At 53.7% G+C, this 24,089-nt stretch carries 16 protein-coding genes, 6 tRNA genes, 3 rRNA genes and 1 other RNA gene; 24 read left to right on the forward strand and 2 right to left on the reverse strand.

The window, feature by feature from the left end; translation table 11 throughout:
• The 11 genes from pepQ to birA all read left to right on the forward strand — a co-directional run bounded on the left by pepQ (position 1) and on the right by birA (position 11,897).
• On the forward strand, positions 1–1,332 hold the full coding sequence (gene pepQ / locus QDT79_RS05535; protein WP_308316273.1) for a Xaa-Pro dipeptidase: 1,332 nt from the start codon (positions 1–3) through the stop codon (positions 1,330–1,332).
• Positions 1,332–1,946 carry an IMPACT family protein gene (locus QDT79_RS05540; RefSeq protein ID WP_063989035.1) on the forward strand — a complete coding sequence of 205 codons (615 nt, stop codon included), beginning with the start codon at positions 1,332–1,334 and terminating at the stop codon, positions 1,944–1,946. Before pepQ ends, QDT79_RS05540 begins: the two co-directional genes overlap by 1 nt.
• A 35-nt stretch (positions 1,947–1,981) precedes the next feature.
• Positions 1,982–3,433, forward strand: a complete 1,452-nt coding sequence (trkH, locus tag QDT79_RS05545; RefSeq protein WP_063989034.1) for a Trk system potassium transporter TrkH — start codon at positions 1,982–1,984, stop codon at positions 3,431–3,433.
• A gap of 21 nt (positions 3,434–3,454) precedes the next feature.
• Positions 3,455–3,988: a menaquinone-dependent protoporphyrinogen IX dehydrogenase gene (gene hemG, locus QDT79_RS05550; protein ID WP_025304933.1), complete on the forward strand. Its 534-nt coding sequence runs from the start codon at positions 3,455–3,457 to the stop codon at positions 3,986–3,988.
• A 391-nt stretch (positions 3,989–4,379) separates the two neighbouring features.
• Positions 4,380–5,921: ribosomal RNA gene (locus QDT79_RS05555) — 16S ribosomal RNA — on the forward strand.
• A gap of 74 nt (positions 5,922–5,995) precedes the next feature.
• Positions 5,996–6,072 (forward strand) — tRNA-Ile (locus QDT79_RS05560).
• A gap of 38 nt (positions 6,073–6,110) precedes the next feature.
• Positions 6,111–6,186: transfer RNA gene (locus QDT79_RS05565), tRNA-Ala, on the forward strand.
• Positions 6,187–6,393: 207 nt separating this feature from the next.
• Positions 6,394–9,301 (forward strand): 23S ribosomal RNA (locus QDT79_RS05570).
• Between the two features lie 106 nt (positions 9,302–9,407).
• Positions 9,408–9,523 (forward strand): 5S ribosomal RNA (gene rrf, locus QDT79_RS05575).
• The 16S, 23S and 5S rRNA genes sit together here with 2 tRNA genes alongside, the layout of an rRNA operon.
• A gap of 377 nt (positions 9,524–9,900) precedes the next feature.
• A complete protein-coding gene (gene murB, locus QDT79_RS05580) occupies positions 9,901–10,938 on the forward strand; it encodes a UDP-N-acetylmuramate dehydrogenase (protein ID WP_107228143.1) in 1,038 nt (345 codons plus the stop codon).
• A complete protein-coding gene (gene birA / locus QDT79_RS05585) occupies positions 10,935–11,897 on the forward strand; it encodes a bifunctional biotin--[acetyl-CoA-carboxylase] ligase/biotin operon repressor BirA (RefSeq protein ID WP_063988434.1) in 963 nt (320 codons plus the stop codon). The genes murB and birA overlap by 4 nt, the downstream gene beginning before the upstream one ends.
• A gap of 45 nt (positions 11,898–11,942) precedes the next feature.
• Here the strand turns inward: birA and coaA are convergent, their stop codons facing one another.
• Positions 11,943–12,893: a type I pantothenate kinase gene (gene coaA, locus QDT79_RS05590; RefSeq protein WP_107228142.1), complete on the reverse strand. Its 951-nt coding sequence runs from the start codon at positions 12,891–12,893 to the stop codon at positions 11,943–11,945.
• A gap of 219 nt (positions 12,894–13,112) precedes the next feature.
• A complete protein-coding gene (locus QDT79_RS05595) occupies positions 13,113–13,661 on the reverse strand; it encodes a GNAT family N-acetyltransferase (RefSeq protein WP_063988436.1) in 549 nt (182 codons plus the stop codon).
• 396 nt (positions 13,662–14,057) lie between these two features.
• Here QDT79_RS05595 and QDT79_RS05600 point away from each other — a divergent pair.
• From QDT79_RS05600 to rpoB, 13 genes are all read left to right on the forward strand, one after another.
• Positions 14,058–14,133: transfer RNA gene (locus QDT79_RS05600), tRNA-Thr, on the forward strand.
• A gap of 25 nt (positions 14,134–14,158) precedes the next feature.
• Positions 14,159–14,243, forward strand: a tRNA-Tyr gene (locus QDT79_RS05605).
• A 46-nt stretch (positions 14,244–14,289) separates the two neighbouring features.
• Positions 14,290–14,405: non-coding RNA, RtT sRNA (locus QDT79_RS05610), on the forward strand.
• A gap of 36 nt (positions 14,406–14,441) precedes the next feature.
• Positions 14,442–14,516, forward strand: a tRNA-Gly gene (locus tag QDT79_RS05615).
• A gap of 6 nt (positions 14,517–14,522) precedes the next feature.
• A tRNA-Thr gene (locus tag QDT79_RS05620) sits at positions 14,523–14,598 on the forward strand.
• A 109-nt stretch (positions 14,599–14,707) separates the two neighbouring features.
• Positions 14,708–15,892, forward strand: coding sequence for an elongation factor Tu (gene tuf / locus QDT79_RS05625; protein ID WP_055314187.1), 1,185 nt, complete (start codon positions 14,708–14,710; stop codon positions 15,890–15,892).
• Positions 15,893–16,152: 260 nt separating this feature from the next.
• The gene (gene secE, locus QDT79_RS05630) at positions 16,153–16,536 is read left to right on the forward strand and encodes a preprotein translocase subunit SecE (RefSeq protein WP_004929916.1); all 384 of its coding nucleotides are present in this window, start codon (positions 16,153–16,155) and stop codon (positions 16,534–16,536) included.
• Between the two features lies 1 nt (position 16,537).
• Complete coding sequence (gene nusG, locus QDT79_RS05635) at positions 16,538–17,083, forward strand: transcription termination/antitermination protein NusG (protein WP_004929914.1); 546 nt, start codon at positions 16,538–16,540, stop codon at positions 17,081–17,083.
• Between the two features lie 165 nt (positions 17,084–17,248).
• Complete coding sequence (gene rplK, locus QDT79_RS05640; RefSeq protein WP_015376316.1) at positions 17,249–17,677, forward strand: 50S ribosomal protein L11; 429 nt, start codon at positions 17,249–17,251, stop codon at positions 17,675–17,677.
• A gap of 3 nt (positions 17,678–17,680) precedes the next feature.
• Entirely contained in the window at positions 17,681–18,385 is a 705-nt protein-coding gene (rplA, locus tag QDT79_RS05645; protein WP_019456443.1) for a 50S ribosomal protein L1, read from the forward strand.
• Between the two features lie 338 nt (positions 18,386–18,723).
• Positions 18,724–19,221 carry a 50S ribosomal protein L10 gene (gene rplJ, locus QDT79_RS05650; RefSeq protein WP_047729348.1) on the forward strand — a complete coding sequence of 166 codons (498 nt, stop codon included), beginning with the start codon at positions 18,724–18,726 and terminating at the stop codon, positions 19,219–19,221.
• 63 nt (positions 19,222–19,284) lie between these two features.
• Positions 19,285–19,650, forward strand: a complete 366-nt coding sequence (gene rplL / locus QDT79_RS05655; RefSeq protein WP_004929903.1) for a 50S ribosomal protein L7/L12 — start codon at positions 19,285–19,287, stop codon at positions 19,648–19,650.
• 332 nt (positions 19,651–19,982) lie between these two features.
• Positions 19,983–24,011 carry a DNA-directed RNA polymerase subunit beta gene (gene rpoB, locus QDT79_RS05660; RefSeq protein ID WP_063991784.1) on the forward strand — a complete coding sequence of 1,343 codons (4,029 nt, stop codon included), beginning with the start codon at positions 19,983–19,985 and terminating at the stop codon, positions 24,009–24,011.
• Positions 24,012–24,089 lie beyond the last annotated feature (78 nt).

The following is a 24,089-nucleotide window of genomic DNA, read 5'->3' on the forward strand; positions in this document are numbered from 1 at the left end:
ATGGAAACGCTGGCTTCTTTGTATAACGACCACCTGGCAGAGCTGCAAAAACGCGCGCGCGAAGTGCTGGAGCGCAACAAATTGGATGCGCTGCTGATTCACTCCGGGGAACTGCAAAAGGTATTTTTGGACGACCATAGCTATCCGTTCAAAGTGAACGCGCATTTCAAAGCCTGGGTGCCGGTGACGTCGGTGCCGAACTGCTGGTTGTGGATCGACGGTGTCAATAAGCCGAAGCTGTGGTTCTACTCCCCGGTCGACTACTGGCACAGCGTAGAGCCGCTGCCGGACAGTTTCTGGACCAAATCCCTTGAATTGATGCCGCTGGCCAACGCTGACGCCATCGCCCAGCAGCTTCCGCCGCAGCGCGAACGCGTGGGCTATATCGGTTATGCGCAACAGCGCGCCCGCGATCTCGGCATCCCTTCTGAGAACATCAACCCGAAAACGGTGCTGAACTACCTGGATTTCCACCGTTCGATCAAAACCGGCTATGAGCTGGCCTGCATGCGCGAAGCGCAGAAGACGGCGGTAACCGGCCATCGTGCGGCGCATGAGGCCTTCCTCTCCGGCATGAGCGAGTTCGACATCAACCTGGCCTACCTGACGGCGACCGGCCACCGCGATACCGACGTGCCTTACGACAACATCGTGGCGCTGAACGAACATGCTTCGGTATTGCACTACACCAAGCTGGATCATCAGCCGCCGGCCGAATCCCTGAGTTTCCTGATCGACGCCGGCGCGGAATATAACGGCTACGCCGCCGATCTGACCCGCACCTACGCGGCGCAAAGCGGCAGCGAGTTCGCCCACCTGGTGAAAGATCTCAACGGTGAACAGCTGGCGCTGATCGACACCATCAAGACCGGCGTGCGCTATACCGACTACCATGTGCAAATGCATCAGCGCATCGCCAAGCTGCTCAAGAGTCACAAGTTGGTGAACGGCCTCAGTGAAGAGGCGATGGTTGAAACGGGTATTACCACGCCGTTCCTGCCGCACGGGCTGGGCCATCCGCTGGGCCTGCAGGTGCACGACGCCGCCGGCTTTATGCAGGACGAGCAAGGCACCCATCTGGCGGCGCCGTCCAGGTATCCGTTCCTGCGTTGCACCCGCGTGTTGCAGCCGGGCATGGTGTTGACCATCGAGCCGGGTCTGTACTTCATCGAATCTCTGTTGGCGCCGTGGCGCAGCGGTGAGTTCAAGCAGCACTTCGCCTGGGATCGCATCGATGCGCTGAAGCCGTATGGTGGCATCCGTATTGAAGACAACATTGTGATCCACGAAAAGCGTATCGAGAACATGACGCGCGATCTGAACCTGGCCTGATGCGGCCGTACCCGATACCGGCGGAAGCAACCCGCTTTACCGAAGAAATAAAGAAGAGCCGTTTCATCACCTTGCTGGCGCCGACCAGCGGGGTGGAGGCGGCAAAGGCGTTTATTCAGCAGGTGCGGGATGAGCACCCGGCGGCGAGGCACCATTGTTGGGCTTTCGTCGCCGGCAGCCCTGATGACTCGCAGCTGCTGGGGTTCTCCGACGATGGAGAACCGTCGGGCACCGCCGGCAAACCGATCCTCGCGCAGCTGATGGGCAGCGGTATCGGCGAATTGACCGCCGTGGTCGTCCGGTACTATGGCGGCGTCAAGCTGGGTACCGGCGGGCTGGTGAAAGCCTATGGTAACGGTGTTCAACAGGCGTTGAAGCAGTTGGCGTTGGTACAAAAGGTGCCGGAAGCCGAATATATCTTGCAGTGCGACTATGCTCAATTGGCGCTGGTGGAGAACTTGCTGCAGCAAACCGCAGGTCGGATCCTGCAGGGCGAATACGGTGCCGCCGTCGTGCTGCATCTGGCGTTGCCGGCCACCGAGGTCGAGTTGTTTGGAAATAAATTGCGTGATCTCAGTCGCGGTAATTTGCAATTAACCCCCATTTCGCAATAATTCCTCCCAATTGAATTGCTAAGGATCGTGCTGAAATGCATTTTCGCGCCATAACCCGTATCGTTGGTCTGCTGGTCATCCTGTTCTCCGGGACGATGTTTATTCCCGGCCTGGTGGCATTGATTTACCGCGATGGGGCGGGGCGCGCGTTCAGCCAAACCTTCTTCGTGGCGCTGATCATCGGTCTGATGCTGTGGTGGCCGAACCGCAAACAAAAACACGAACTGAAGCCCCGTGAAGGCTTCCTGATCGTCGTGTTGTTCTGGACCGTGCTGGGCAGCGTAGGGGCATTGCCGTTCCTGTTTTCGGAGCGGCCCAACTTGTCGCTGACCGACGCCTTCTTTGAATCCTTCTCGGGATTGACGACCACGGGTGCGACGACGTTGGTGGGGTTGGACTCGTTGCCGAAGGCCATTCTGTTCTATCGCCAAATGCTGCAATGGATGGGGGGCATGGGGATCATCGTATTGGCGGTGGCGATACTGCCGATACTCGGCGTCGGCGGCATGCAGCTGTATCGGGCAGAAATGCCCGGGCCGCTGAAAGATAACAAGATGCGTCCACGCATCGCCGAAACCGCCAAGACCCTGTGGTTAATCTATGTGTTGCTGACCGTCGCCTGTGCGCTGGCGCTCTGGGGGGCTGGGATGTCGGTGTTCGACGCCATCGGCCACAGTTTCTCGACCATCGCCATCGGCGGGTTTTCTACCCACGACGCCAGTATCGGTTATTACGCCAGTCCGACCATTAATACCATCATCGCCGTGTTCCTGCTGATTTCCGGCTGTAACTACGGCCTGCACTTCGCTTTGCTAAGCGGGCGCAGTCTGAAGGTGTACGGGCGCGATCCTGAATTCCGCATGTTCATCTTCGTTCAACTAACGCTGGTGGTGGTGTGCACGCTGGTGCTCTGGGGACATGGCGTCTATAAGAGCGGTATGGAAACGCTCAATCAGGCATTTTTCCAGGTGGTATCGATGGCTACCACGGCCGGTTTTACGACCGATAGTATCGCCAAGTGGCCGCTGTTCTTACCGATGTTGCTGCTGTGTTCGGCGTTCATCGGCGGTTGCGCCGGCTCGACCGGCGGCGGCCTGAAAGTGATCCGTATCCTGCTGCTGTACCTGCAGGGCTCGCGCGAGTTGAAAAGGCTGGTGCACCCCAACGCGGTCTATACCATCAAATTGGGCAATCGTGCGCTGCCGGAACGTATTCTGGAGGCGGTGTGGGGATTCTTCTCCGCCTATGCGTTGGTGTTTATTGTCAGCATGCTGGCGATCATTGCCACTGGCGTCGACGACTTTTCCGCGTTCGCCGCAGTGACGGCAACGCTCAATAACCTCGGCCCCGGCCTGGGCGTGGTGGCGGATAACTTCACCACGATGCCGGCGGCGGCCAAGTGGATCCTGGTGGTGACGATGCTGTTCGGGCGCCTGGAAGTGTTTACATTGCTGGTGCTGTTCACGCCAACCTTCTGGCGTGAGTGAGCCTGATATAAGGAGTACGCCATGAAGGCATTGATACTTTATTCGAGCCGTGACGGGCAAACACGCGCTATCGCTTCTTATATAGCAAGCAAGCTGCAGGACACGCTGCGTTGTGAGGTGATCGATCTGCTGCAGGCGGAACAGGTCGATCTTAGCCAGTATCAGCAGGTGATGATCGGCGCTTCTATCCGTTACGGGCACTTTAACCCGGCGCTGGATAAATTCGTCAAACGGCATGCCGAGCAACTGAATCGAATGCCGAGCGCGTTCTTTGCCGTGAACCTGACCGCGCGTAAACCGGAAAAGCGCTCGCCGCAAACCAACGCTTATACCCGCAAGTTCCTGCTGGCCTCGCCGTGGCAGCCAAAACAGTGCGCGGTGTTTGCCGGCGCATTGCGTTATCCGCGTTATCGCTGGTTCGACCGCATCATGATTCAATTTATTATGCGTATGACGGGCGGTGAAACGGATACCAGTAAGGAAGTAGAGTACACCGATTGGCAGCAGGTCGACCGTTTCGCCCAGGAATTTAGCCAGATCCAGTACGAAAAGTGACAAAAACGCGGGTTTGGCCAGCGTTTTGCCGAAAAAAACCGCGTTTGAAAAGTTTTTTGCATTTAGGGGTTGCGGCCCGCCGAGAACTCCCTATAATGCGCCTCCACTGACCGGGAACAACGACTGACAAGCCGCCGGGTCAGCGAGAGGAAAGCGAAATAAACGCTTGACTCTCAGGGCGAAAAGCGTAGTATACGCAGCCCGCGCCGATGAGTTTCTCGGCACTGCTCTTTAACAATTTATCAGACAATCTGTGTGGGCACTCCACAAGACGATATCCAGCATCTTCGGATGCAAAAAAATATCAAGTCTTGAAGAGTGACTAACTGAAGTAAAATTCATGCAGTAAATCTTTGAGCATCGCTTCTCGAGTGGAAGCAAATCAAGCTTTTAATTGAAGAGTTTGATCATGGCTCAGATTGAACGCTGGCGGCAGGCTTAACACATGCAAGTCGAGCGGTAGCACAGGAGAGCTTGCTCTCTGGGTGACGAGCGGCGGACGGGTGAGTAATGTCTGGGAAACTGCCTGATGGAGGGGGATAACTACTGGAAACGGTAGCTAATACCGCATAACGTCGCAAGACCAAAGAGGGGGACCTTCGGGCCTCTTGCCATCAGATGTGCCCAGATGGGATTAGCTAGTAGGTGGGGTAATGGCTCACCTAGGCGACGATCCCTAGCTGGTCTGAGAGGATGACCAGCCACACTGGAACTGAGACACGGTCCAGACTCCTACGGGAGGCAGCAGTGGGGAATATTGCACAATGGGCGCAAGCCTGATGCAGCCATGCCGCGTGTGTGAAGAAGGCCTTCGGGTTGTAAAGCACTTTCAGCGAGGAGGAAGGTGGTGAGCTTAATACGCTCATCAATTGACGTTACTCGCAGAAGAAGCACCGGCTAACTCCGTGCCAGCAGCCGCGGTAATACGGAGGGTGCAAGCGTTAATCGGAATTACTGGGCGTAAAGCGCACGCAGGCGGTTTGTTAAGTCAGATGTGAAATCCCCGGGCTCAACCTGGGAACTGCATTTGAAACTGGCAAGCTAGAGTCTCGTAGAGGGGGGTAGAATTCCAGGTGTAGCGGTGAAATGCGTAGAGATCTGGAGGAATACCGGTGGCGAAGGCGGCCCCCTGGACGAAGACTGACGCTCAGGTGCGAAAGCGTGGGGAGCAAACAGGATTAGATACCCTGGTAGTCCACGCTGTAAACGATGTCGATTTGGAGGTTGTGCCCTTGAGGCGTGGCTTCCGGAGCTAACGCGTTAAATCGACCGCCTGGGGAGTACGGCCGCAAGGTTAAAACTCAAATGAATTGACGGGGGCCCGCACAAGCGGTGGAGCATGTGGTTTAATTCGATGCAACGCGAAGAACCTTACCTACTCTTGACATCCAGAGAACTTAGCAGAGATGCTTTGGTGCCTTCGGGAACTCTGAGACAGGTGCTGCATGGCTGTCGTCAGCTCGTGTTGTGAAATGTTGGGTTAAGTCCCGCAACGAGCGCAACCCTTATCCTTTGTTGCCAGCGGTTCGGCCGGGAACTCAAAGGAGACTGCCAGTGATAAACTGGAGGAAGGTGGGGATGACGTCAAGTCATCATGGCCCTTACGAGTAGGGCTACACACGTGCTACAATGGCATATACAAAGAGAAGCGACCTCGCGAGAGCAAGCGGACCTCATAAAGTATGTCGTAGTCCGGATTGGAGTCTGCAACTCGACTCCATGAAGTCGGAATCGCTAGTAATCGTAGATCAGAATGCTACGGTGAATACGTTCCCGGGCCTTGTACACACCGCCCGTCACACCATGGGAGTGGGTTGCAAAAGAAGTAGGTAGCTTAACCTTCGGGAGGGCGCTTACCACTTTGTGATTCATGACTGGGGTGAAGTCGTAACAAGGTAACCGTAGGGGAACCTGCGGTTGGATCACCTCCTTACCTAAAGATATTAGTTCGAGTGGCGTGCTCACACAGATTGTCTGATAGAAAGTAACGAGCAGAAATACCTTTATAGGCTTGTAGCTCAGGTGGTTAGAGCGCACCCCTGATAAGGGTGAGGTCGGTGGTTCAAGTCCACTCAGGCCTACCACTTCTTCGAAGTGGAAAAGGTACTGCACGTGACTGTATGGGGCTATAGCTCAGCTGGGAGAGCGCCTGCCTTGCACGCAGGAGGTCAGCGGTTCGATCCCGCTTAGCTCCACCATATAGTCCGGTATTTCAATACTTCAGAGTATATTGGAAACAGTATGCTGCGAAGTATTTTGCTCTTTAACAATCTGGAACAAGCTGAAAATTGAAACGTGACGGCTGAAATTTATCCCTCCGTAGATGTATTGGGATGAAGAGTAACCTGTCATAGAGTCTCTCAAATGTTTGCAGCACGAACGATGGAAACATCTTCGGGTTGTGAGGTTAAGTGACTAAGCGTACACGGTGGATGCCTAGGCAGTCAGAGGCGATGAAGGGCGTGCTAATCTGCGAAAAGCGTCGGTAAGGTGATATGAACCGTTACAACCGGCGATACCCGAATGGGGAAACCCAGTGTGTTTCGACACACTATCATGTCATGAATACATAGTGGCATGAGGCGAACCGGGGGAACTGAAACATCTAAGTACCCCGAGGAAAAGAAATCAACCGAGATTCCCCCAGTAGCGGCGAGCGAACGGGGAGGAGCCCAGAACCTGAATCGGCTTGTGTGTTAGTGGAAGCGTCTGGAAAGTCGCGCAGCAAAGGGTGATAGCCCCGTACACTAAAATGCACAGGTCGTGAGTTCGATGAGTAGGGCGGGACACGTGACATCCTGTCTGAATATGGGGGGACCATCCTCCAAGGCTAAATACTCCTGACTGACCGATAGTGAACCAGTACCGTGAGGGAAAGGCGAAAAGAACCCCGGCGAGGGGAGTGAAATAGAACCTGAAACCGTGTACGTACAAGCAGTGGGAGCACCTTCGTGGTGTGACTGCGTACCTTTTGTATAATGGGTCAGCGACTTATATTTTGTAGCAAGGTTAACCGTATAGGGGAGCCGTAGGGAAACCGAGTCTTAACTGGGCGATTAGTTGCAAGGTATAGACCCGAAACCCGGTGATCTAGCCATGGGCAGGTTGAAGGTTGGGTAACACTAACTGGAGGACCGAACCGACTAATGTTGAAAAATTAGCGGATGACTTGTGGCTGGGGGTGAAAGGCCAATCAAACCGGGAGATAGCTGGTTCTCCCCGAAAGCTATTTAGGTAGCGCCTCGTGAACTCATCTTCGGGGGTAGAGCACTGTTTCGGCTAGGGGGCCATCCCGGCTTACCAAACCGATGCAAACTCCGAATACCGAAGAATGTTATCACGGGAGACACACGGCGGGTGCTAACGTCCGTCGTGAAGAGGGAAACAACCCAGACCGCCAGCTAAGGTCCCAAAGTCATGGTTAAGTGGGAAACGATGTGGGAAGGCATAGACAGCCAGGATGTTGGCTTAGAAGCAGCCATCATTTAAAGAAAGCGTAATAGCTCACTGGTCGAGTCGGCCTGCGCGGAAGATGTAACGGGGCTAAACCATGCACCGAAGCTGCGGCAGCGACGCTTAGGCGTTGTTGGGTAGGGGAGCGTTCTGTAAGCCGTTGAAGGTGGCCTGTGAGGGTTGCTGGAGGTATCAGAAGTGCGAATGCTGACATAAGTAACGATAAAGCGGGTGAAAAGCCCGCTCGCCGGAAGACCAAGGGTTCCTGTCCAACGTTAATCGGGGCAGGGTGAGTCGACCCCTAAGGCGAGGCTGAAAAGCGTAGTCGATGGGAAACAGGTTAATATTCCTGTACTTGGTGTTACTGCGAAGGGGGGACGGAGAAGGCTAGGCTAGCCGGGCGACGGTTGTCCCGGTTTAAGCGTGTAGGGGGTGTGACCTGGTAAATCCGGTTGCATACTAACCCTGAGGCGTGATGACGATGCACTACGGTGCAGAAGTAGTTGATGCCCTGCTTCCAGGAAAAGCCTCTAAGCTCCAGGTAACATTAAATCGTACCCCAAACCGACACAGGTGGTCAGGTAGAGAATACCAAGGCGCTTGAGAGAACTCGGGTGAAGGAACTAGGCAAAATGGTGCCGTAACTTCGGGAGAAGGCACGCTGGCATGTAGGTGAAGTCCCTTGCGGATGGAGCTGAAGCCAGTCGAAGATACCAGCTGGCTGCAACTGTTTAATAAAAACACAGCACTGTGCAAACACGAAAGTGGACGTATACGGTGTGACGCCTGCCCGGTGCTGGAAGGTTAATTGATGGGGTCAGCCGCAAGGCGAAGCTCTTGATCGAAGCCCCAGTAAACGGCGGCCGTAACTATAACGGTCCTAAGGTAGCGAAATTCCTTGTCGGGTAAGTTCCGACCTGCACGAATGGCGTAATGATGGCCAGGCTGTCTCCACCCGAGACTCAGTGAAATTGAACTCGCTGTGAAGATGCAGTGTACCCGCGGCAAGACGGAAAGACCCCGTGAACCTTTACTATAGCTTGACACTGAACATTGAGCCTTGATGTGTAGGATAGGTGGGAGGCTTTGAAGCGTGGACGCCAGTCTGCGTGGAGCCATCCTTGAAATACCACCCTTTAATGTTTGATGTTCTAACTCGGCCCCGTGATCCGGGGTGAGGACAGTGTCTGGTGGGTAGTTTGACTGGGGCGGTCTCCTCCCAAAGAGTAACGGAGGAGCACGAAGGTTAGCTAATCACGGTCGGACATCGTGAGGTTAGTGCAAAGGCATAAGCTAGCTTGACTGCGAGAGTGACGGCTCGAGCAGGTACGAAAGTAGGTCTTAGTGATCCGGTGGTTCTGAATGGAAGGGCCATCGCTCAACGGATAAAAGGTACTCCGGGGATAACAGGCTGATACCGCCCAAGAGTTCATATCGACGGCGGTGTTTGGCACCTCGATGTCGGCTCATCACATCCTGGGGCTGAAGTAGGTCCCAAGGGTATGGCTGTTCGCCATTTAAAGTGGTACGCGAGCTGGGTTTAGAACGTCGTGAGACAGTTCGGTCCCTATCTGCCGTGGGCGTTGGAAGATTGAGAGGGGTTGCTCCTAGTACGAGAGGACCGGAGTGAACGCACCACTGGTGTTCGGGTTGTCATGCCAATGGCATTGCCCGGTAGCTAAGTGCGGAAAAGATAAGCGCTGAAAGCATCTAAGCGCGAAACTTGCCTCAAGATGAGTCTTCCCTGGGCCTTTAAGGCCCCTGAAGGAACGTTTAAGACTAAGACGTTGATAGGCTGGGTGTGTAAGTGCAGCGATGCATTGAGCTAACCAGTACTAATGATCCGTGAGGCTTAACCTTACAACACCGAAGGTGTTTTGGTGAGACCGAGACAATATTCAGCTTGTTTACAGATTGGTTCTGATGGCGACACGAGAGTGAAGCGGTTGGAATGAAACAGAATTTGCCTGGCGGCAATAGCGCGGTGGTCCCACCTGACCCCATGCCGAACTCAGAAGTGAAACGCCGTAGCGCCGATGGTAGTGTGGGGTCTCCCCATGCGAGAGTAGGACACTGCCAGGCATCAAACCAAGCCGAAAGCCCTGAACTGACGTTCAGGGCTTTTTGCTATGCATAAAATAAATATCCTGACTGTATCTATTACTTTGGGAAATAGCTTTTTTGGCATATGTAGCTTAGTCTTATAAGGCAGCATAATGTTTTTTGCCAGAAAAGTGGCTAGCTCAATATATAATTGATAGCTCCAGATTATTATTTAAATAATAAAAATATCTATCTATGAACATGTTGATGAGAATTATCCGGATATATCAAAGATAAATCTTAATTCTTCAGTGTATTAGTCGATGAATTTCACGTTAATTAAAACAAATATTAGCCAGACGCCTCGAATCGAGTAGACTAGGCGAAAGATTATTTCCGTATGGGTACTGAACGTTATGTCTACTGAAAGCGCGTCTTTAAAAAACCACAATACGTTTGCGCTCCCGGTCAACGCAGCGCACCTGATCATAGCCGATAGAATTGAGCTGATGCTCAAGGTGTGGCAACAAACGCGCAAGCGTCAGGAGCCGCTACTGATTCTCGGTGAAGGTAGCAACGTGCTGTTCCTGGAGGATTTTTCTGGCACGGTAATGGTCAATCAGTTGAAGGGTATCGACGTTCGGGAAGATAGCGATGGTTGGCATCTCCACGTCAGCTCCGGTGAAAATTGGCATGACCTGGTGCAATATACGTTGCAGGCCGGGATCTGTGGCCTGGAAAACCTGGCGTTGATTCCTGGATTAGCGGGCTCCGCCCCTATCCAGAACATCGGCGCCTACGGCGTCGAATTGAAAGACGTCTGCGAATATGTCGATCTGCTGGACTTCTCTACCGGTGCTATCGATCGCATTCCGGCTGCCGAGTGTGGTTTTGGCTACCGGGAAAGTATTTTTAAACACCGTTTCCAAACCGGGCATGTCATTGTTGGGCTGGGTCTTCGTCTCAATAAACAATGGCAACCCAAATTGAGCTACGGCGATCTGGCCAAGCTGGATCCTGCCACGGTGACGCCACTTCAGGTATTTGAATCCGTATGCGCCATGCGCCGCAGCAAACTGCCCGATCCGCGTGAAACAGGCAATGCCGGCAGCTTCTTCAAGAATCCGCTGGTGAGCGCAGAGAAAGCCGCAGAACTCATCGCCAAATGCCCCGGCATGCCGCATTATCCGCAGCAGGATGGCCAGGTGAAGCTTGCGGCCGGATGGCTTATCGATCAATGCGAACTGAAAGGATATCGTATCGGTGGTGCTGCGGTACACCGCAAGCAGGCGCTGGTGCTGGTGAACATCGACAACGCTCACAGTCAGGATGTGGTGGCGTTGGCGAGCCACGTACGCAAGACGGTGGCCGATAAATTCGGTGTGTGGCTGGAACCTGAGGTGCGTTTTATTGGCGCGACCGGTGAGCTGAATGCCGTAGCGGTGCTGTCATGAAAGATACCAAGGTTCCGTTAAAACTGATCGCACTGCTGGCCGACGGCGAATTCCATTCCGGGGAACATCTCGGTGAGTCACTGGGCATGAGCCGTGCGGCGATCAATAAGCATATTCAGACCATTCGCGAATGGGGACTGGATGTCTTTACCGTGCCCGGAAAAGGCTACAGCCTGCCTGGCGCCATCCAGCTGTTGGAAGCCGAGCGCATCCTCAGCCTGCTGGAAGACAAGCGCGTAAGCGTGTTGCCGGTGGTCGATTCCACCAACCAATACTTGCTGGACCGCATCGCCGAATTGCACTCTGGTGACGCCTGCGTCGCTGAATACCAACAGGCAGGGCGAGGACGCCGCGGGCGGCAGTGGATCTCACCATTCGGCGCTAATTTGTACCTGTCGATGTTCTGGCGGCTGGAGCAGGGTCCGGCTGCGGCCATGGGGCTTAGCCTGGTGATCGGGATGGTGATGGCGGAAGTTCTGCAGCGTCTCGGTGCGGCTGATGTGCGCGTGAAGTGGCCTAACGATCTTTATCTGAACGATCGTAAATTGGCTGGGATCTTGGTCGAACTGACGGGAAAAACCGGCGATGCGGCTCAACTGGTCATCGGCGCCGGCATCAACCTGGCGATGCGTGATACCAATGCCAGTGCCATTACCCAGGGATGGATTAATCTACAGGAAGCGGGAATTCAGATCGATCGCAATGAGCTGGCTGCAACCCTGCTTAATGAACTGCGTCAGTCGTTGAAACAGTTTGAGATAGACGGACTGGCACCCTTTATCGGTCGCTGGCGTACCCTGGATAACTTTATCGACAGGCCGGTCAAGTTGCTGATTGGCGAGCGGCAGATTGTGGGTATCGCCCGAGGAATCGATGCGCAGGGCGCACTGCTGCTGGAACAAGACGGGGAGATCAAACCCTTCATCGGTGGAGAGATATCGCTGCGAAGTGCGGAATAGTTAGAGAAAGGGGGACGGTAACGTCCCCTGAATCGATCGGTAGGCTTACTTTCTTAAACGCACGCTTTCAACGGCGTGGTTAGCGCTTTTGGTCATAATTAGGCTGGCGCGTTCGCGTGTAGGTAATATATTCTGCTGCAAATTCAACCCGTTAATTTCATTCCATAATTGGGTGGCGATATTAACTGCTTCCGGTTCCGGCAATTTTGAATAGTGATGGAAATAAGAATCGGGATTGGAAAATGCGCCTTGACGGAATTTCAAGAAGCGATTGATATACCAGCTTTGCAATAGCGTCTCCGGAGCATCGACATATATAGAGAAGTCAACAAAATCGGAAACGAATACGCGATGCGGATCGTGAGGATAATCCATGCCGCTTTGCAATACGTTAAGCCCTTCCAGGATCAGAATATCCGGTTGCTCGATGACTTTATTACCTTCGGGCACAACGTCATAGATCAAATGCGAATAAACCGGAGCGGTGACGCGTTTGGCACCGGATTTCACTTCCGACACGAATTTCACCAGGCTATGCATATCATAAGACTGCGGGAAGCCTTTTTTCTTCATCAGACCGCGTTCATTCAGCACCTTATTAGGATGCAAGAAGCCGTCGGTCGTGATCAACTCAACGCTGCGGTGTTCCGGCCAACGGCTCAACAACGCTTGCAACAGACGTGCGGTCGTGCTCTTGCCTACGGCTACGCTGCCGGCGATGCCGATGACATAGGGAATCTTTTGCCCGTCGGTGCCGAGGAATTGCTCGAGCACCGCCTGTCGGCGCAGGTTGGAACTGATATAGAAGTTCAACAGACGTGACAGAGGCAGATAAATCTGCGCAACTTCTTCCAACGAGAGATCTTCGTTAATCCCTTTCAGTTTAACGATCTCTTCTTCCGACAACGTCAGCGGCACCGAATCTCGCAACGCAGCCCATTGGGTACGATCGAACTGTAGGTAAGGCGTTGCTAAAGATTGATCTCTTTTTATCATAAGCCAAATTCTGCCTGTTAACGCAGGTTGGGAAAGGCGGCGGACGCCAACTCCAGAGAATAAACAAGCTGCATATTATAGACAGCTTCGTTTTTGGCGTAGACTTTTTTCGCAAAAGTTGTCGATAGGCAGCAGTTTATGTCAATTGTGCGAAGCGGCACGCAGTTGATAAAGCGGGGTTGCAAGGCGGTATCATCAGGGCCGGATACCGCCTGAAGGCTAGCTGGCGATGGCGCGCGAGGGTTGGTTCACGCTGAACAGACGTTTGTAATAAATGACGGTCGGATGGTAATGCCCATCGGGCCCCGCCGCATAATCCGGTAGCTCGCCCAAACAGCGATAACCCAGGCTGCGATAAAGCGCTTCTGCCGCCGAACCGGCCTGCGTATCCAGGTACAATAGCCCGCGCTGCTGTTGCAGTGCCGCGTGCTCCAGTGTTTTCATCAGAGCCTGACCTACGCCGTTGCGACGAGCGCGGCTATGCACCAACAGCTTCACCACCTCCGCACGATTACGGCCGTTCGGCTTCTGGCAGAGCTCGAGTTGCACGGTGCCAACGACGCCGCGCTCGTCACGGGCAATCCACAGCAGCAGTTCACCTTTGGCCAAGGCCGGTCGCAGACTGTGGAAGTAGCTCTCGGCGTCTTCCTGAGGAATTAAGGTGTCGTAACCGACAGAAGCGCCGTGCGTGACGGCATCGGTCAACAGGCGGGCCAATTCATCGCGGTAAATCGGCAGCGTAGCGGCGTTGATAGGCACTATTTTCATCGGTCATTCCTCCTGGGAGCGGGGTAATGAAGAGAAGCAATAACTGAGCCACAGCGGTGAAAGGCATGGCGACGGCAAAAGGGCAAGGGATCAGTGTAGCCCGCGCCGCAGTCCGGGGCAGGTATCCCCTTTTTGGTGCATCGATCCCGCTCACAGTTTACCGTCGCGGGTTAAGTGTTTTGAGAAGCCCGACACGGAGAAAGCGGCGCTCAAGGCTTGCAAAAAGTGGATAAAATTGTAGAGAATGATTGCCGCGAGTGATGAATGTTTGCACGCCGCAGGCAGCGAATTGCATGACAGTATGCAAAATTGACTGATTTATGAGCGAAAGTGCGCGTAAAGCAATTTTTTTGTTGCATAGGTCGCCCGCTCTACCTAGAATGCGCTGCACTTGATGCCGGCTTAGCTCAGTAGGTAGAGCAACTGACTTGTAATCAGTAGGTCACCAGTTCGATTCCGGTAGCCGGCACCATTCAAGTCACAAGTAATTAAAATCTGGTGGGGTTCCCGAGCGGCCAAAGGGAGCAGACTGTAAATCTGCCGTCACAGACTTCGAAGGTTCGAATCCTTCCCCCACCACCAAATCTTGCCTTCGGCGATTAACTGAGATGCGATAAATGCCGCAACGGTTGATGGCGGGAGGAGAGGGCGGAAGCCTTCGGCAAGGTTCGAGCTGTGCAGCGCAAGGCGCAGGCGGCCCGAAGGATGCGAGCCGAGTGATGAACAATCCTGCTCCATCCCAAAATTCTACAGAAAAATCAGGTAGCCGAGTTCCAGGATGCGGGCATCGTATAATGGCTATTACCTCAGCCTTCCAAGCTGATGATGTGGGTTCGATTCCCACTGCCCGCTCCAAGATGTGCTGATATAGCTCAGTTGGTAGAGCGCACCCTTGGTAAGGGTGAGGTCGGCAGTTCGAATCTGCCTATCAGCACCACTTCTTAATTTCTCGCCCCCTGATTTTCTTTCTGTTCTGGATTCAACGAGCAAATGCTTGGTTGATGTGGTGATACCACCGATTTATCCGTGTCTTAGAGGGACAATCGATGTCTAAAGAAAAGTTTGAACGTACAAAACCGCACGTTAACGTCGGTACTATCGGCCACGTTGACCACGGTAAAACTACCCTGACTGCAGCGATCACTACCGTACTGGCTAAAACCTACGGCGGTTCTGCACGTGCTTTCGACCAGATCGATAACGCGCCAGAAGAAAAAGCTCGTGGTATCACCATCAACACCTCTCACGTTGAGTATGACACCCCGACTCGTCACTACGCGCACGTTGACTGCCCAGGGCACGCCGACTACGTGAAAAACATGATCACCGGTGCCGCTCAGATGGACGGCGCGATCCTGGTAGTAGCTGCGACTGACGGCCCAATGCCTCAGACCCGTGAGCACATCCTGCTGGGTCGTCAGGTTGGCGTTCCTTTCATCATCGTATTCATGAACAAATGCGACATGGTTGATGATGAAGAGCTGCTGGAACTGGTAGAAATGGAAGTTCGCGAACTGCTGTCCGCTTACGACTTCCCAGGCGACGACCTGCCAGTAATCCGCGGTTCCGCGCTGAAAGCGCTGGAAGGCGAAGCTGAGTGGGAAGCGAAAATCATCGAACTGGCCGAAGCCCTGGACAGCTACATCCCAGAGCCAGAGCGTGCTATCGACAAGCCGTTCCTGCTGCCAATCGAAGACGTATTCTCCATCTCCGGTCGTGGTACCGTTGTTACCGGTCGTGTTGAGCGCGGTATCATCAAAGTTGGCGAAGAAGTTGAAATCGTTGGTATCAAAGACACCGTTAAGTCTACCTGTACTGGCGTTGAAATGTTCCGCAAACTGCTGGACGAAGGCCGTGCGGGTGAGAACGTAGGTGTTCTGCTGCGTGGTATCAAGCGCGAAGACATCGAACGTGGTCAGGTACTGGCTAAGCCAGGCTCTATCAAGCCACACACCCAGTTCGAATCTGAAGTGTACATCCTGAGCAAAGATGAAGGTGGTCGTCACACGCCATTCTTCAAAGGCTACCGTCCACAGTTCTACTTCCGTACCACTGACGTGACCGGTACCATCGAACTGCCAGAAGGCGTAGAGATGGTAATGCCAGGCGACAACGTGAACATGATTGTCACCCTGATTCACCCAATCGCGATGGACGACGGTCTGCGTTTCGCAATCCGTGAAGGCGGCCGTACCGTTGGCGCAGGCGTTGTTGCTAAAGTTATCGCTTAATCGCTGATAAAGTTTGACGCGACACGCGGTAAAAGGGCATCATTTGATGCCCTTTTTCTACGCTGTGAACTAGAACCTATCTCATCAGCGATTTTGCAGTCATAATCATTGGTGAGATGGGCTCTTAAACCGTATTGACTGAAATACGTCATAGCGTAAAACACCGGGATATCGCTAACGCGGTATCCGATCGGTTTGGTTTGCCTCGCATTGCGAGGCAAAGTTGTTTGTTCTGAATCATCATTGTGACAGGTTGGTTTATGAGTGCGAATACCGAGGCTCAAGGGAGCGGACGCGGCCTGGAAGCGGCAAAGTGGCTGATCGTCGCCGTTCTGTTGGTTGTGGCTATTGTCGGTAACTATTACTACCGTGATTTAAGCCTGCCATTGCGCGCGCTGGCAGTTGTGCTGATCATCGCCGTTGCAGGTGCAGTGGCTCTGATGACCACCAAAGGCAAAGCCACCGTTGCGTTTGCCCGCGAAGCGCGTACCGAAGTACGTAAAGTGATTTGGCCAACTCGTCAAGAAACGCTACACACCACGTTGATCGTTGCCGCGGTAACCGCCGTGATGTCACTGATTCTGTGGGGGCTGGATGGTATTCTGGTCCGTCTGGTGTCGTTTATTACTGGCCTGAGGTTCTAAAATGTCTGAAGCTCCAAAAAAACGTTGGTACGTCGTTCAGGCGTTTTCCGGTTTTGAAGGTCGCGTAGCACAATCGCTGCGTGAACACATCAAACTGCACGATATGGAAGAGCTGTTCGGCGAAGTGATGGTGCCTACGGAGGAAGTGGTTGAAATCCGTGGCGGCCAGCGTCGCAAGAGCGAACGCAAGTTCTTCCCTGGCTATGTGCTGGTGCAGATGGTGATGAATGACGCCAGCTGGCACCTGGTGCGCAGCGTACCGCGCGTCATGGGGTTCATCGGTGGTACGTCTGACCGTCCAGCGCCGATCAGCGATAAAGAAGTTGATGCGATCATGAACCGCCTGCAGCAGGTCGGTGATAAGCCGCGTCCGAAAACGCTGTTCGAACCGGGCGAACTGGTGCGCGTCAACGACGGCCCGTTTGCCGATTTCAACGGCGTGGTCGAAGAAGTCGACTACGAGAAGAGCCGCCTGAAAGTTTCCGTTTCCATCTTTGGCCGTGCAACGCCGGTGGAACTGGACTTCAGCCAGGTTGAGAAAGGCTGATCGAATAATCAGCAACGAGTGGCCCGTTGCCGCTTGTCAAAGGCGCGAAATTGAACTACAATTTCGCGCCTTTTGTTTTTAGATGCCTTGCCTGACGCATGTTGGGCGAGGTGAAACACGGGGAGCCTCTTGCGAGGCGATACTACCCAAACCGAGGAAATTTAAATGGCTAAGAAAGTACAAGCCTACGTCAAGCTGCAAGTTGCAGCTGGTATGGCGAACCCGAGCCCACCAGTGGGTCCAGCTCTGGGTCAGCAGGGCGTTAACATCATGGAATTCTGTAAGGCATTCAACGCTAAGACTGACAGCGTTGAAAAAGGTCTGCCGATTCCGGTTGTTATCACCGTTTATTCTGATCGCTCCTTCACTTTCGTTACCAAAACCCCGCCAGCAGCAGTTCTGCTGAAAAAAGCGGCTGGTATCAAGTCTGGTTCCGGTAAGCCGAACAAAGACAAAGTAGGTAAAGTGACCCGTGCTCAGGTACGTGAAATCGCAGAAACCAAAGCTGCGGACATGACTGGTTCTGACGTTGAAGCGATGACTCGCTCCATCGAAGGTACCGCTCGTTCCATGGGCCTGGTAGTGGAGGATTAAGAGATGGCTAAGCTGACCAAGCGCATGCGCGTGATCCGTGACAAAGTTGATGCTACTAAACAGTATGACATCACTGAAGCTGTTGCTCTGCTGAAAGAGCTGGCCACCGCTAAATTCGTAGAAAGCGTTGACGTTGCCGTTAACCTCGGCATCGACGCTCGTAAATCTGACCAAAACGTTCGTGGCGCTACCGTTCTGCCACACGGTACCGGTCGTTCCGTTCGCGTTGCCGTATTTGCCCAAGGCGCTAACGCTGAAGCAGCGAAAGCTGCCGGCGCAGAGCTGGTAGGTATGGACGATCTGGCTGACCAGATCAAGAAAGGCGAAATGAACTTCGACGTTGTTATTGCTTCCCCGGATGCAATGCGCGTTGTAGGTCAACTGGGCCAGATCCTGGGTCCACGCGGCCTGATGCCAAACCCGAAAGTGGGTACCGTTACTCCGAACGTTGCTGAAGCAGTGAAAAACGCTAAAGCAGGTCAGGTTCGCTACCGTAACGACAAAAACGGCATCATCCATACCACTATCGGTAAGGTTGATTTCGACGCAGACAAACTGAAAGAAAACCTGGAAGCCCTGCTGGTTGCGCTGAAAAAAGCAAAACCTTCTCAGGCGAAAGGCATGTACATCAAGAAAGTTAGCCTCTCCACCACCATGGGTGCTGGCGTTGCTATCGATCAGAGCGGTCTGTCTGCCGCAGCGAACTAATCGCATTTGCGATTATCGCTTTGACTTGGGGCCAAGATTTGTCTAGAATCTTATGCCCCAAGGTTTTGCTATTGGCTATGCCGTAGGCAAAACAAAGATTTTTCGGTTGGAGCCTGGCCTATCCAGGCCTCCGTCCAAGACCGCAGGTGTATCGCAAGATACTTAATCCTTCCTGCGTAGACGGTGACAGAGCCTAAGAAAATTTTTCTTTTTTATAAAAGAATGTCTTTGCTGGATTCTGCTCACCGTGTTAAGCCGCTCAGCGTGGCGTGTGACAAAGCGCTGAGTGAAGTGAGTTCCGGGGAATTTTCCCCGGCTAATCCAGGAGCAAAAAGCTAATGGCATTAAATCTTCAAGACAAACAAGCGATTGTTGCTGAAGTCAGCGAAGTAGCCAAAGGCGCGCTGTCTGCGGTTGTTGCGGATTCCCGCGGCGTTACCGTAGATAAAATGACTGAACTGCGTAAAGCAGGTCGTGAAGCTGGCGTTTACATGCGTGTTGTTCGCAACACCCTGATGCGTCGCGTAGTTGAAGGCACTCCATTCGAATGCCTGAAAGACACGTTTGTCGGTCCTACCTTGATTGCATTCTCTCACGAACACCCGGGCGCTGCTGCTCGTCTGTTCAAAGAGTTCGCGAAAGCGAATGCAAAATTCGAGGTTAAAGCTGCGGCCTTTGAAGGTGAGCTGATCCCTGCGGCGCAAATCGACCGCCTGGCGACGCTGCCAACTTACGATGAAGCAATCGCACGCCTGATGGCAACCATGAAAGAAGCCGCTGCCGGCAAACTGGTTCGCACTCTGGCTGCAGTACGCGATCAGAAAGAAGCGGCGTAAGCCACTCTTTCTTAGCCTTTGCTAACGTATTTAAACTATTTCTGAATTTTAGGAACAATTGTTATGTCTATCACTAAAGACCAAATCCTGGAAGCAGTTGCCGCTATGTCCGTAATGGACGTTGTTGAACTGGTTTCCGCTATGGAAGAAAAATTCGGCGTTTCTGCTGCTGCTGCTGTAGCTGTTGCTGCTGGCCCAGCTGAAGCTGCTGAAGAGAAAACTGAATTCGACGTTATCCTGAAAGCTGCAGGCGCTAACAAAGTTGCTGTTATCAAAGCAGTACGTGGCGCTACCGGCCTGGGTCTGAAAGAAGCTAAAGACCTGGTTGAATCTGCTCCAGCCGCTCTGAAAGAAGGCGTGAGCAAAGATGACGCAGAAGCTCTGAAAAAATCTCTGGAAGAAGCTGGCGCAGAAGTTGAAGTTAAATAAGCCAACCTTTCCGGTTGCAGCCTAGTCTTTTAGGCTGATGGCTGGTGACTTTTTAGTCACCAGCCTTTTTGCGCTGTAGGGCGCCAGTAGCGTTTCACACTGTTTGGCTGCTGGTTTCGCCTCCCAATGTTTGTTTCTGTTGACGACTTAATATACCGCGGTCTTTGCACTACCAGGAGTTCTGGGGGAAGACGCGATGAAATGGTTTAAGCGTGATAGCAAGAGACATTGCGGAAAGTGTTCCCGCTTTCCGGTCGACAAAACGGTGTTGCATGAACTGTCCCTAATCGGACGGACAGATTGGGTCACTGATCAGCGAGCTGAGGAACCCTATGGTTTACTCCTATACCGAGAAAAAACGTATTCGTAAGGATTTTGGTAAACGTCCACAAGTGCTGGACATACCATATCTCCTTTCTATCCAGCTTGACTCGTTCCAGAAGTTTATCGAGCAAGATCCAGAAGGGCAGTACGGCCTTGAAGCCGCATTCCGTTCTGTTTTCCCTATCCAGAGCTACAGTGGCAATTCGGAGCTGCAATACGTTAGCTACCGTCTTGGTGAGCCGGTCTTCGACGTCAAAGAGTGCCAGATCCGTGGTGTGACGTTCTCTGCACCGCTGCGCGTAAAACTGCGCCTGGTTATCTATGAGCGCGAAGCGCCTGAAGGTACGGTCAAAGACATCAAGGAACAAGAAGTCTACATGGGCGAAATTCCGCTCATGACCGAAAACGGCACCTTTGTGATCAACGGTACTGAGAGGGTTATCGTATCTCAGTTGCACCGTAGTCCTGGCGTATTCTTCGACAGCGATAAGGGTAAAACCCACTCCTCGGGTAAAGTGCTGTACAACGCACGCATCATCCCTTACCGCGGTTCATGGTTGGACTTCGAGTTCGATCCGAAAGACAACCTGTTCGTGCGTATCGACCGTCGCCGCAAACTGCCTGCGACCATCATTCTGCGCGCGCTGAACTACACCACTGAACAGATCCTCGACCTGTTCTTTGACAAGATCGTCTTCGAAATCCGCGACAACAAGCTGCAGATGGAGCTGGTGCCAGAGCGCCTGCGTGGTGAGACCGCTTCGTTCGATATCGAAGCCAACGGCAAGATCTACGTAGAGAAAGGCCGTCGCATCACCGCTCGTCATATCCGTCAGCTGGAAAAAGACGACATTCAGAGCATTGAAGTACCGGTAGAGTACATCGCGGGCAAAGTGGTCGCGAAAGACTATATCGATACCAATACCGGCGAACTGATCTGCGCAGCCAACATGGAGCTGTCGCTGGATCTGCTGGCCAAGCTGAGCCAGTCCGGCCACAAGCGCATCGAAACGCTGTTCACCAACGATCTGGACCACGGCGCGTACATCTCTGAAACGCTGCGTGTCGATCCGACCAGCGATCGTCTGAGCTCGCTGGTAGAAATCTACCGCATGATGCGTCCTGGTGAGCCGCCAACGCGCGAAGCTGCCGAAAGCCTGTTCGAGAACCTGTTCTTCTCCGAAGACCGCTACGACCTGTCCGCGGTTGGCCGTATGAAGTTCAACCGTTCTCTGCTGCGCGACGAGATTGAAGGTTCGGGCATCCTGAGCAAAGACGACATCATCGAAGTGATGAAGAAGCTCATCGATATCCGTAACGGCAAGGGCGAAGTGGACGATATCGACCACTTGGGCAACCGTCGTATCCGCTCCGTCGGCGAAATGGCCGAGAACCAGTTCCGCGTAGGTCTGGTGCGTGTTGAGCGTGCGGTGAAAGAGCGTCTGTCTCTGGGCGATCTGGATACCCTGATGCCTCAGGACATGATCAACGCCAAGCCGATTTCGGCGGCGGTGAAAGAGTTCTTCGGCTCCAGCCAGCTGTCCCAGTTCATGGACCAGAACAACCCGTTGTCCGAGATCACGCACAAGCGTCGTATCTCCGCACTGGGCCCGGGCGGTCTGACCCGTGAGCGCGCCGGCTTTGAAGTTCGAGACGTACACCCGACCCACTACGGCCGCGTGTGCCCAATCGAAACGCCGGAAGGTCCAAACATCGGTCTGATCAACTCCCTGTCCGTGTACGCACAGACTAACGAGTATGGCTTCCTGGAAACCCCGTACCGCCGCGTGCGTGACGGCGTGGTGACCGATGAAATCAACTACCTGTCTGCTATTGAAGAAGGCAACTTCGTTATCGCCCAGGCGAACTCCAACCTGGATGAAGAAGGCCGCTTCGTAGAAGACCTGGTCACCTGTCGCAGCAAAGGCGAATCAAGCCTGTTCAGCCGCGACCAGGTTGACTACATGGACGTATCCACCCAACAGGTTGTTTCCGTTGGTGCTTCACTGATTCCATTCCTGGAACACGATGACGCCAACCGTGCATTGATGGGTGCGAACATGCAACGTCAGGCCGTACCTACCCTGCGCGCTGACAAGCCGCTGGTCGGTACCGGTATGGAACGCGCTGTAGCGGTTGACTCCGGCGTAACCGCCGTTGCCAAACGCGGCGGTGTGATCCAGTACGTGGATGCTTCCCGTATCGTTATCAAAGTTAACGAAGACGAGATGTACCCGGGCGAAGCAGGTATCGATATTTACAACCTGACCAAGTACACCCGTTCTAACCAGAACACCTGCATCAACCAGATGCCGTGTGTGAGTCTGGGTGAGCCAATCGAGCGCGGCGACGTGCTGGCGGATGGCCCATCGACAGACCTGGGCGAACTGGCACTGGGCCAGAACATGCGCGTAGCGTTCATGCCTTGGAACGGCTACAACTTCGAAGACTCCATCTTGGTCTCCGAGCGCGTGGTGCAGGAAGATCGCTTCACCACCATCCACATCCAGGAACTGGCGTGCGTGTCTCGCGACACCAAGCTGGGGCCTGAAGAGATCACCGCCGACATCCCTAACGTGGGTGAAGCTGCGCTCTCCAAGCTGGATGAATCCGGTATCGTGTATATCGGTGCGGAAGTGACCGGCGGTGACATCCTGGTCGGTAAGGTAACGCCTAAAGGCGAAACCCAGCTGACGCCGGAAGAGAAACTGCTGCGTGCGATCTTCGGTGAGAAAGCGTCTGACGTTAAAGACTCTTCTCTGCGTGTGCCGAACGGCGTTTCCGGTACGGTTATTGACGTGCAGGTCTTCACCCGCGATGGCGTGGAAAAAGACAAGCGTGCGTTGGAAATCGAAGAGATGCAGCTGAAGCAGGCGAAGAAAGACCTGACTGAAGAACTGCAGATCCTGGAAGCTGGCCTGTTTGCGCGTATCCACGCGGTGCTGGTTGCCGGTGGCATCGAAGCCGACAAGCTGAGCAAGCTGCCGCGCGATCGCTGGCTGGAACTGGGCCTGACCGACGAAGAGAAGCAAAACCAGCTGGAACAGCTGGCTGAGCAGTACGACGAACTGAAATCCGACTTCGAGAAGAAGCTGGAAGCCAAGCGTCGTAAGATCACTCAGGGCGACGATCTGGCGCCGGGCGTGCTGAAAATCGTCAAGGTTTATCTGGCCGTTAAACGTCAGATCCAACCGGGTGACAAGATGGCGGGCCGCCACGGTAACAAGGGTGTTATCTCCAAGATCAACCCGATCGAAGATATGCCTTACGATGAAAACGGCACGCCGGTAGACATCGTACTGAACCCGCTGGGCGTACCATCACGTATGAACATCGGTCAGATCCTGGAAACCCACCTGGGTATGGCTGCGAAAGGCATCGGTGAGAAGATCAACCAGATGCTGAAGCAGCAGCAGGAAGTGGCCAAGCTGCGTGAGTTCATCCAGAAGGCCTACGATCTGGGCGACGACGTTTGCCAGAAAGTTGATCTGAACACCTTCAGCGACGACGAAGTGCTGCGTCTGGCAGAGAACCTGAAAAAAGGTATGCCGATCGCAACGCCGGTGTTTGACGGTGCGAAAGAGACTGAAATCAAGCAACTGCTGGAAATGGGCGGTATCCCGACCTCCGGTCAGATCACGCTGTTCGATGGCCGTACCGGTGAGCAATTCGAGCGCCAGGTTACTGTCGGCTATATGTACATGCTGAAACTGAACCACTTGGTTGACGATAAAATGCACGCCCGTTCAACCGGTTCTTACAGCTTGGTGACTCAGCAACCTCTGGGTGGTAAAGCGCAGTTCGGTGGTCAACGCTTCGGTGAGATGGAAGTGTGGGCACTGGAAGCATACGGCGCGGCTTATACCCTGCAGGAAATGCTCACCGTTAAGTCGGATGACGTTAACGGCCGTACCAAGATGTACAAAAACATCGTGGATGGCGACCACCGGATGGAGCCAGGCATGCCGGAATCCTTCAACGTACTGTTGAAAGAAATCCGCTCGCTCGGCATCAACATCGAACTGGAAGACGAGTAATCGTCATTCCGGCTCAGGCTCCCCGCCTAAGGGAGCCTGAGGGTGGTTGTTCAGGTCACACGGGTACCTACTGCGGTT

The organism is Serratia marcescens, assembly GCF_029846115.1.
GTDB classification, from domain to species: domain Bacteria; phylum Pseudomonadota; class Gammaproteobacteria; order Enterobacterales; family Enterobacteriaceae; genus Serratia; species Serratia marcescens_L.

Bases quoted from the DNA above. Each gene is read 5' to 3' on its own strand.
- pepQ (WP_308316273.1), top strand. From the start codon at position 1: ATGGAAACGCTGGCTTCTTTGTATAACGACCACCTGGCAGAGCTGCAA.
- QDT79_RS05540 (WP_063989035.1), top strand. From the start codon at position 1,332: ATGCGGCCGTACCCGATACCGGCGGAAGCAACCCGCTTTACCGAAGAA.
- trkH (WP_063989034.1), top strand. From the start codon at position 1,982: ATGCATTTTCGCGCCATAACCCGTATCGTTGGTCTGCTGGTCATCCTG.
- hemG (WP_025304933.1), top strand. From the start codon at position 3,455: ATGAAGGCATTGATACTTTATTCGAGCCGTGACGGGCAAACACGCGCT.
- murB (WP_107228143.1), top strand. From the start codon at position 9,901: ATGTCTACTGAAAGCGCGTCTTTAAAAAACCACAATACGTTTGCGCTC.
- birA (WP_063988434.1), top strand. From the start codon at position 10,935: ATGAAAGATACCAAGGTTCCGTTAAAACTGATCGCACTGCTGGCCGAC.
- coaA (WP_107228142.1), bottom strand. From the start codon at position 12,893: ATGATAAAAAGAGATCAATCTTTAGCAACGCCTTACCTACAGTTCGAT.
- QDT79_RS05595 (WP_063988436.1), bottom strand. From the start codon at position 13,661: ATGAAAATAGTGCCTATCAACGCCGCTACGCTGCCGATTTACCGCGAT.
- tuf (WP_055314187.1), top strand. From the start codon at position 14,708: ATGTCTAAAGAAAAGTTTGAACGTACAAAACCGCACGTTAACGTCGGT.
- secE (WP_004929916.1), top strand. From the start codon at position 16,153: ATGAGTGCGAATACCGAGGCTCAAGGGAGCGGACGCGGCCTGGAAGCG.
- nusG (WP_004929914.1), top strand. From the start codon at position 16,538: ATGTCTGAAGCTCCAAAAAAACGTTGGTACGTCGTTCAGGCGTTTTCC.
- rplK (WP_015376316.1), top strand. From the start codon at position 17,249: ATGGCTAAGAAAGTACAAGCCTACGTCAAGCTGCAAGTTGCAGCTGGT.
- rplA (WP_019456443.1), top strand. From the start codon at position 17,681: ATGGCTAAGCTGACCAAGCGCATGCGCGTGATCCGTGACAAAGTTGAT.
- rplJ (WP_047729348.1), top strand. From the start codon at position 18,724: ATGGCATTAAATCTTCAAGACAAACAAGCGATTGTTGCTGAAGTCAGC.
- rplL (WP_004929903.1), top strand. From the start codon at position 19,285: ATGTCTATCACTAAAGACCAAATCCTGGAAGCAGTTGCCGCTATGTCC.
- rpoB (WP_063991784.1), top strand. From the start codon at position 19,983: ATGGTTTACTCCTATACCGAGAAAAAACGTATTCGTAAGGATTTTGGT.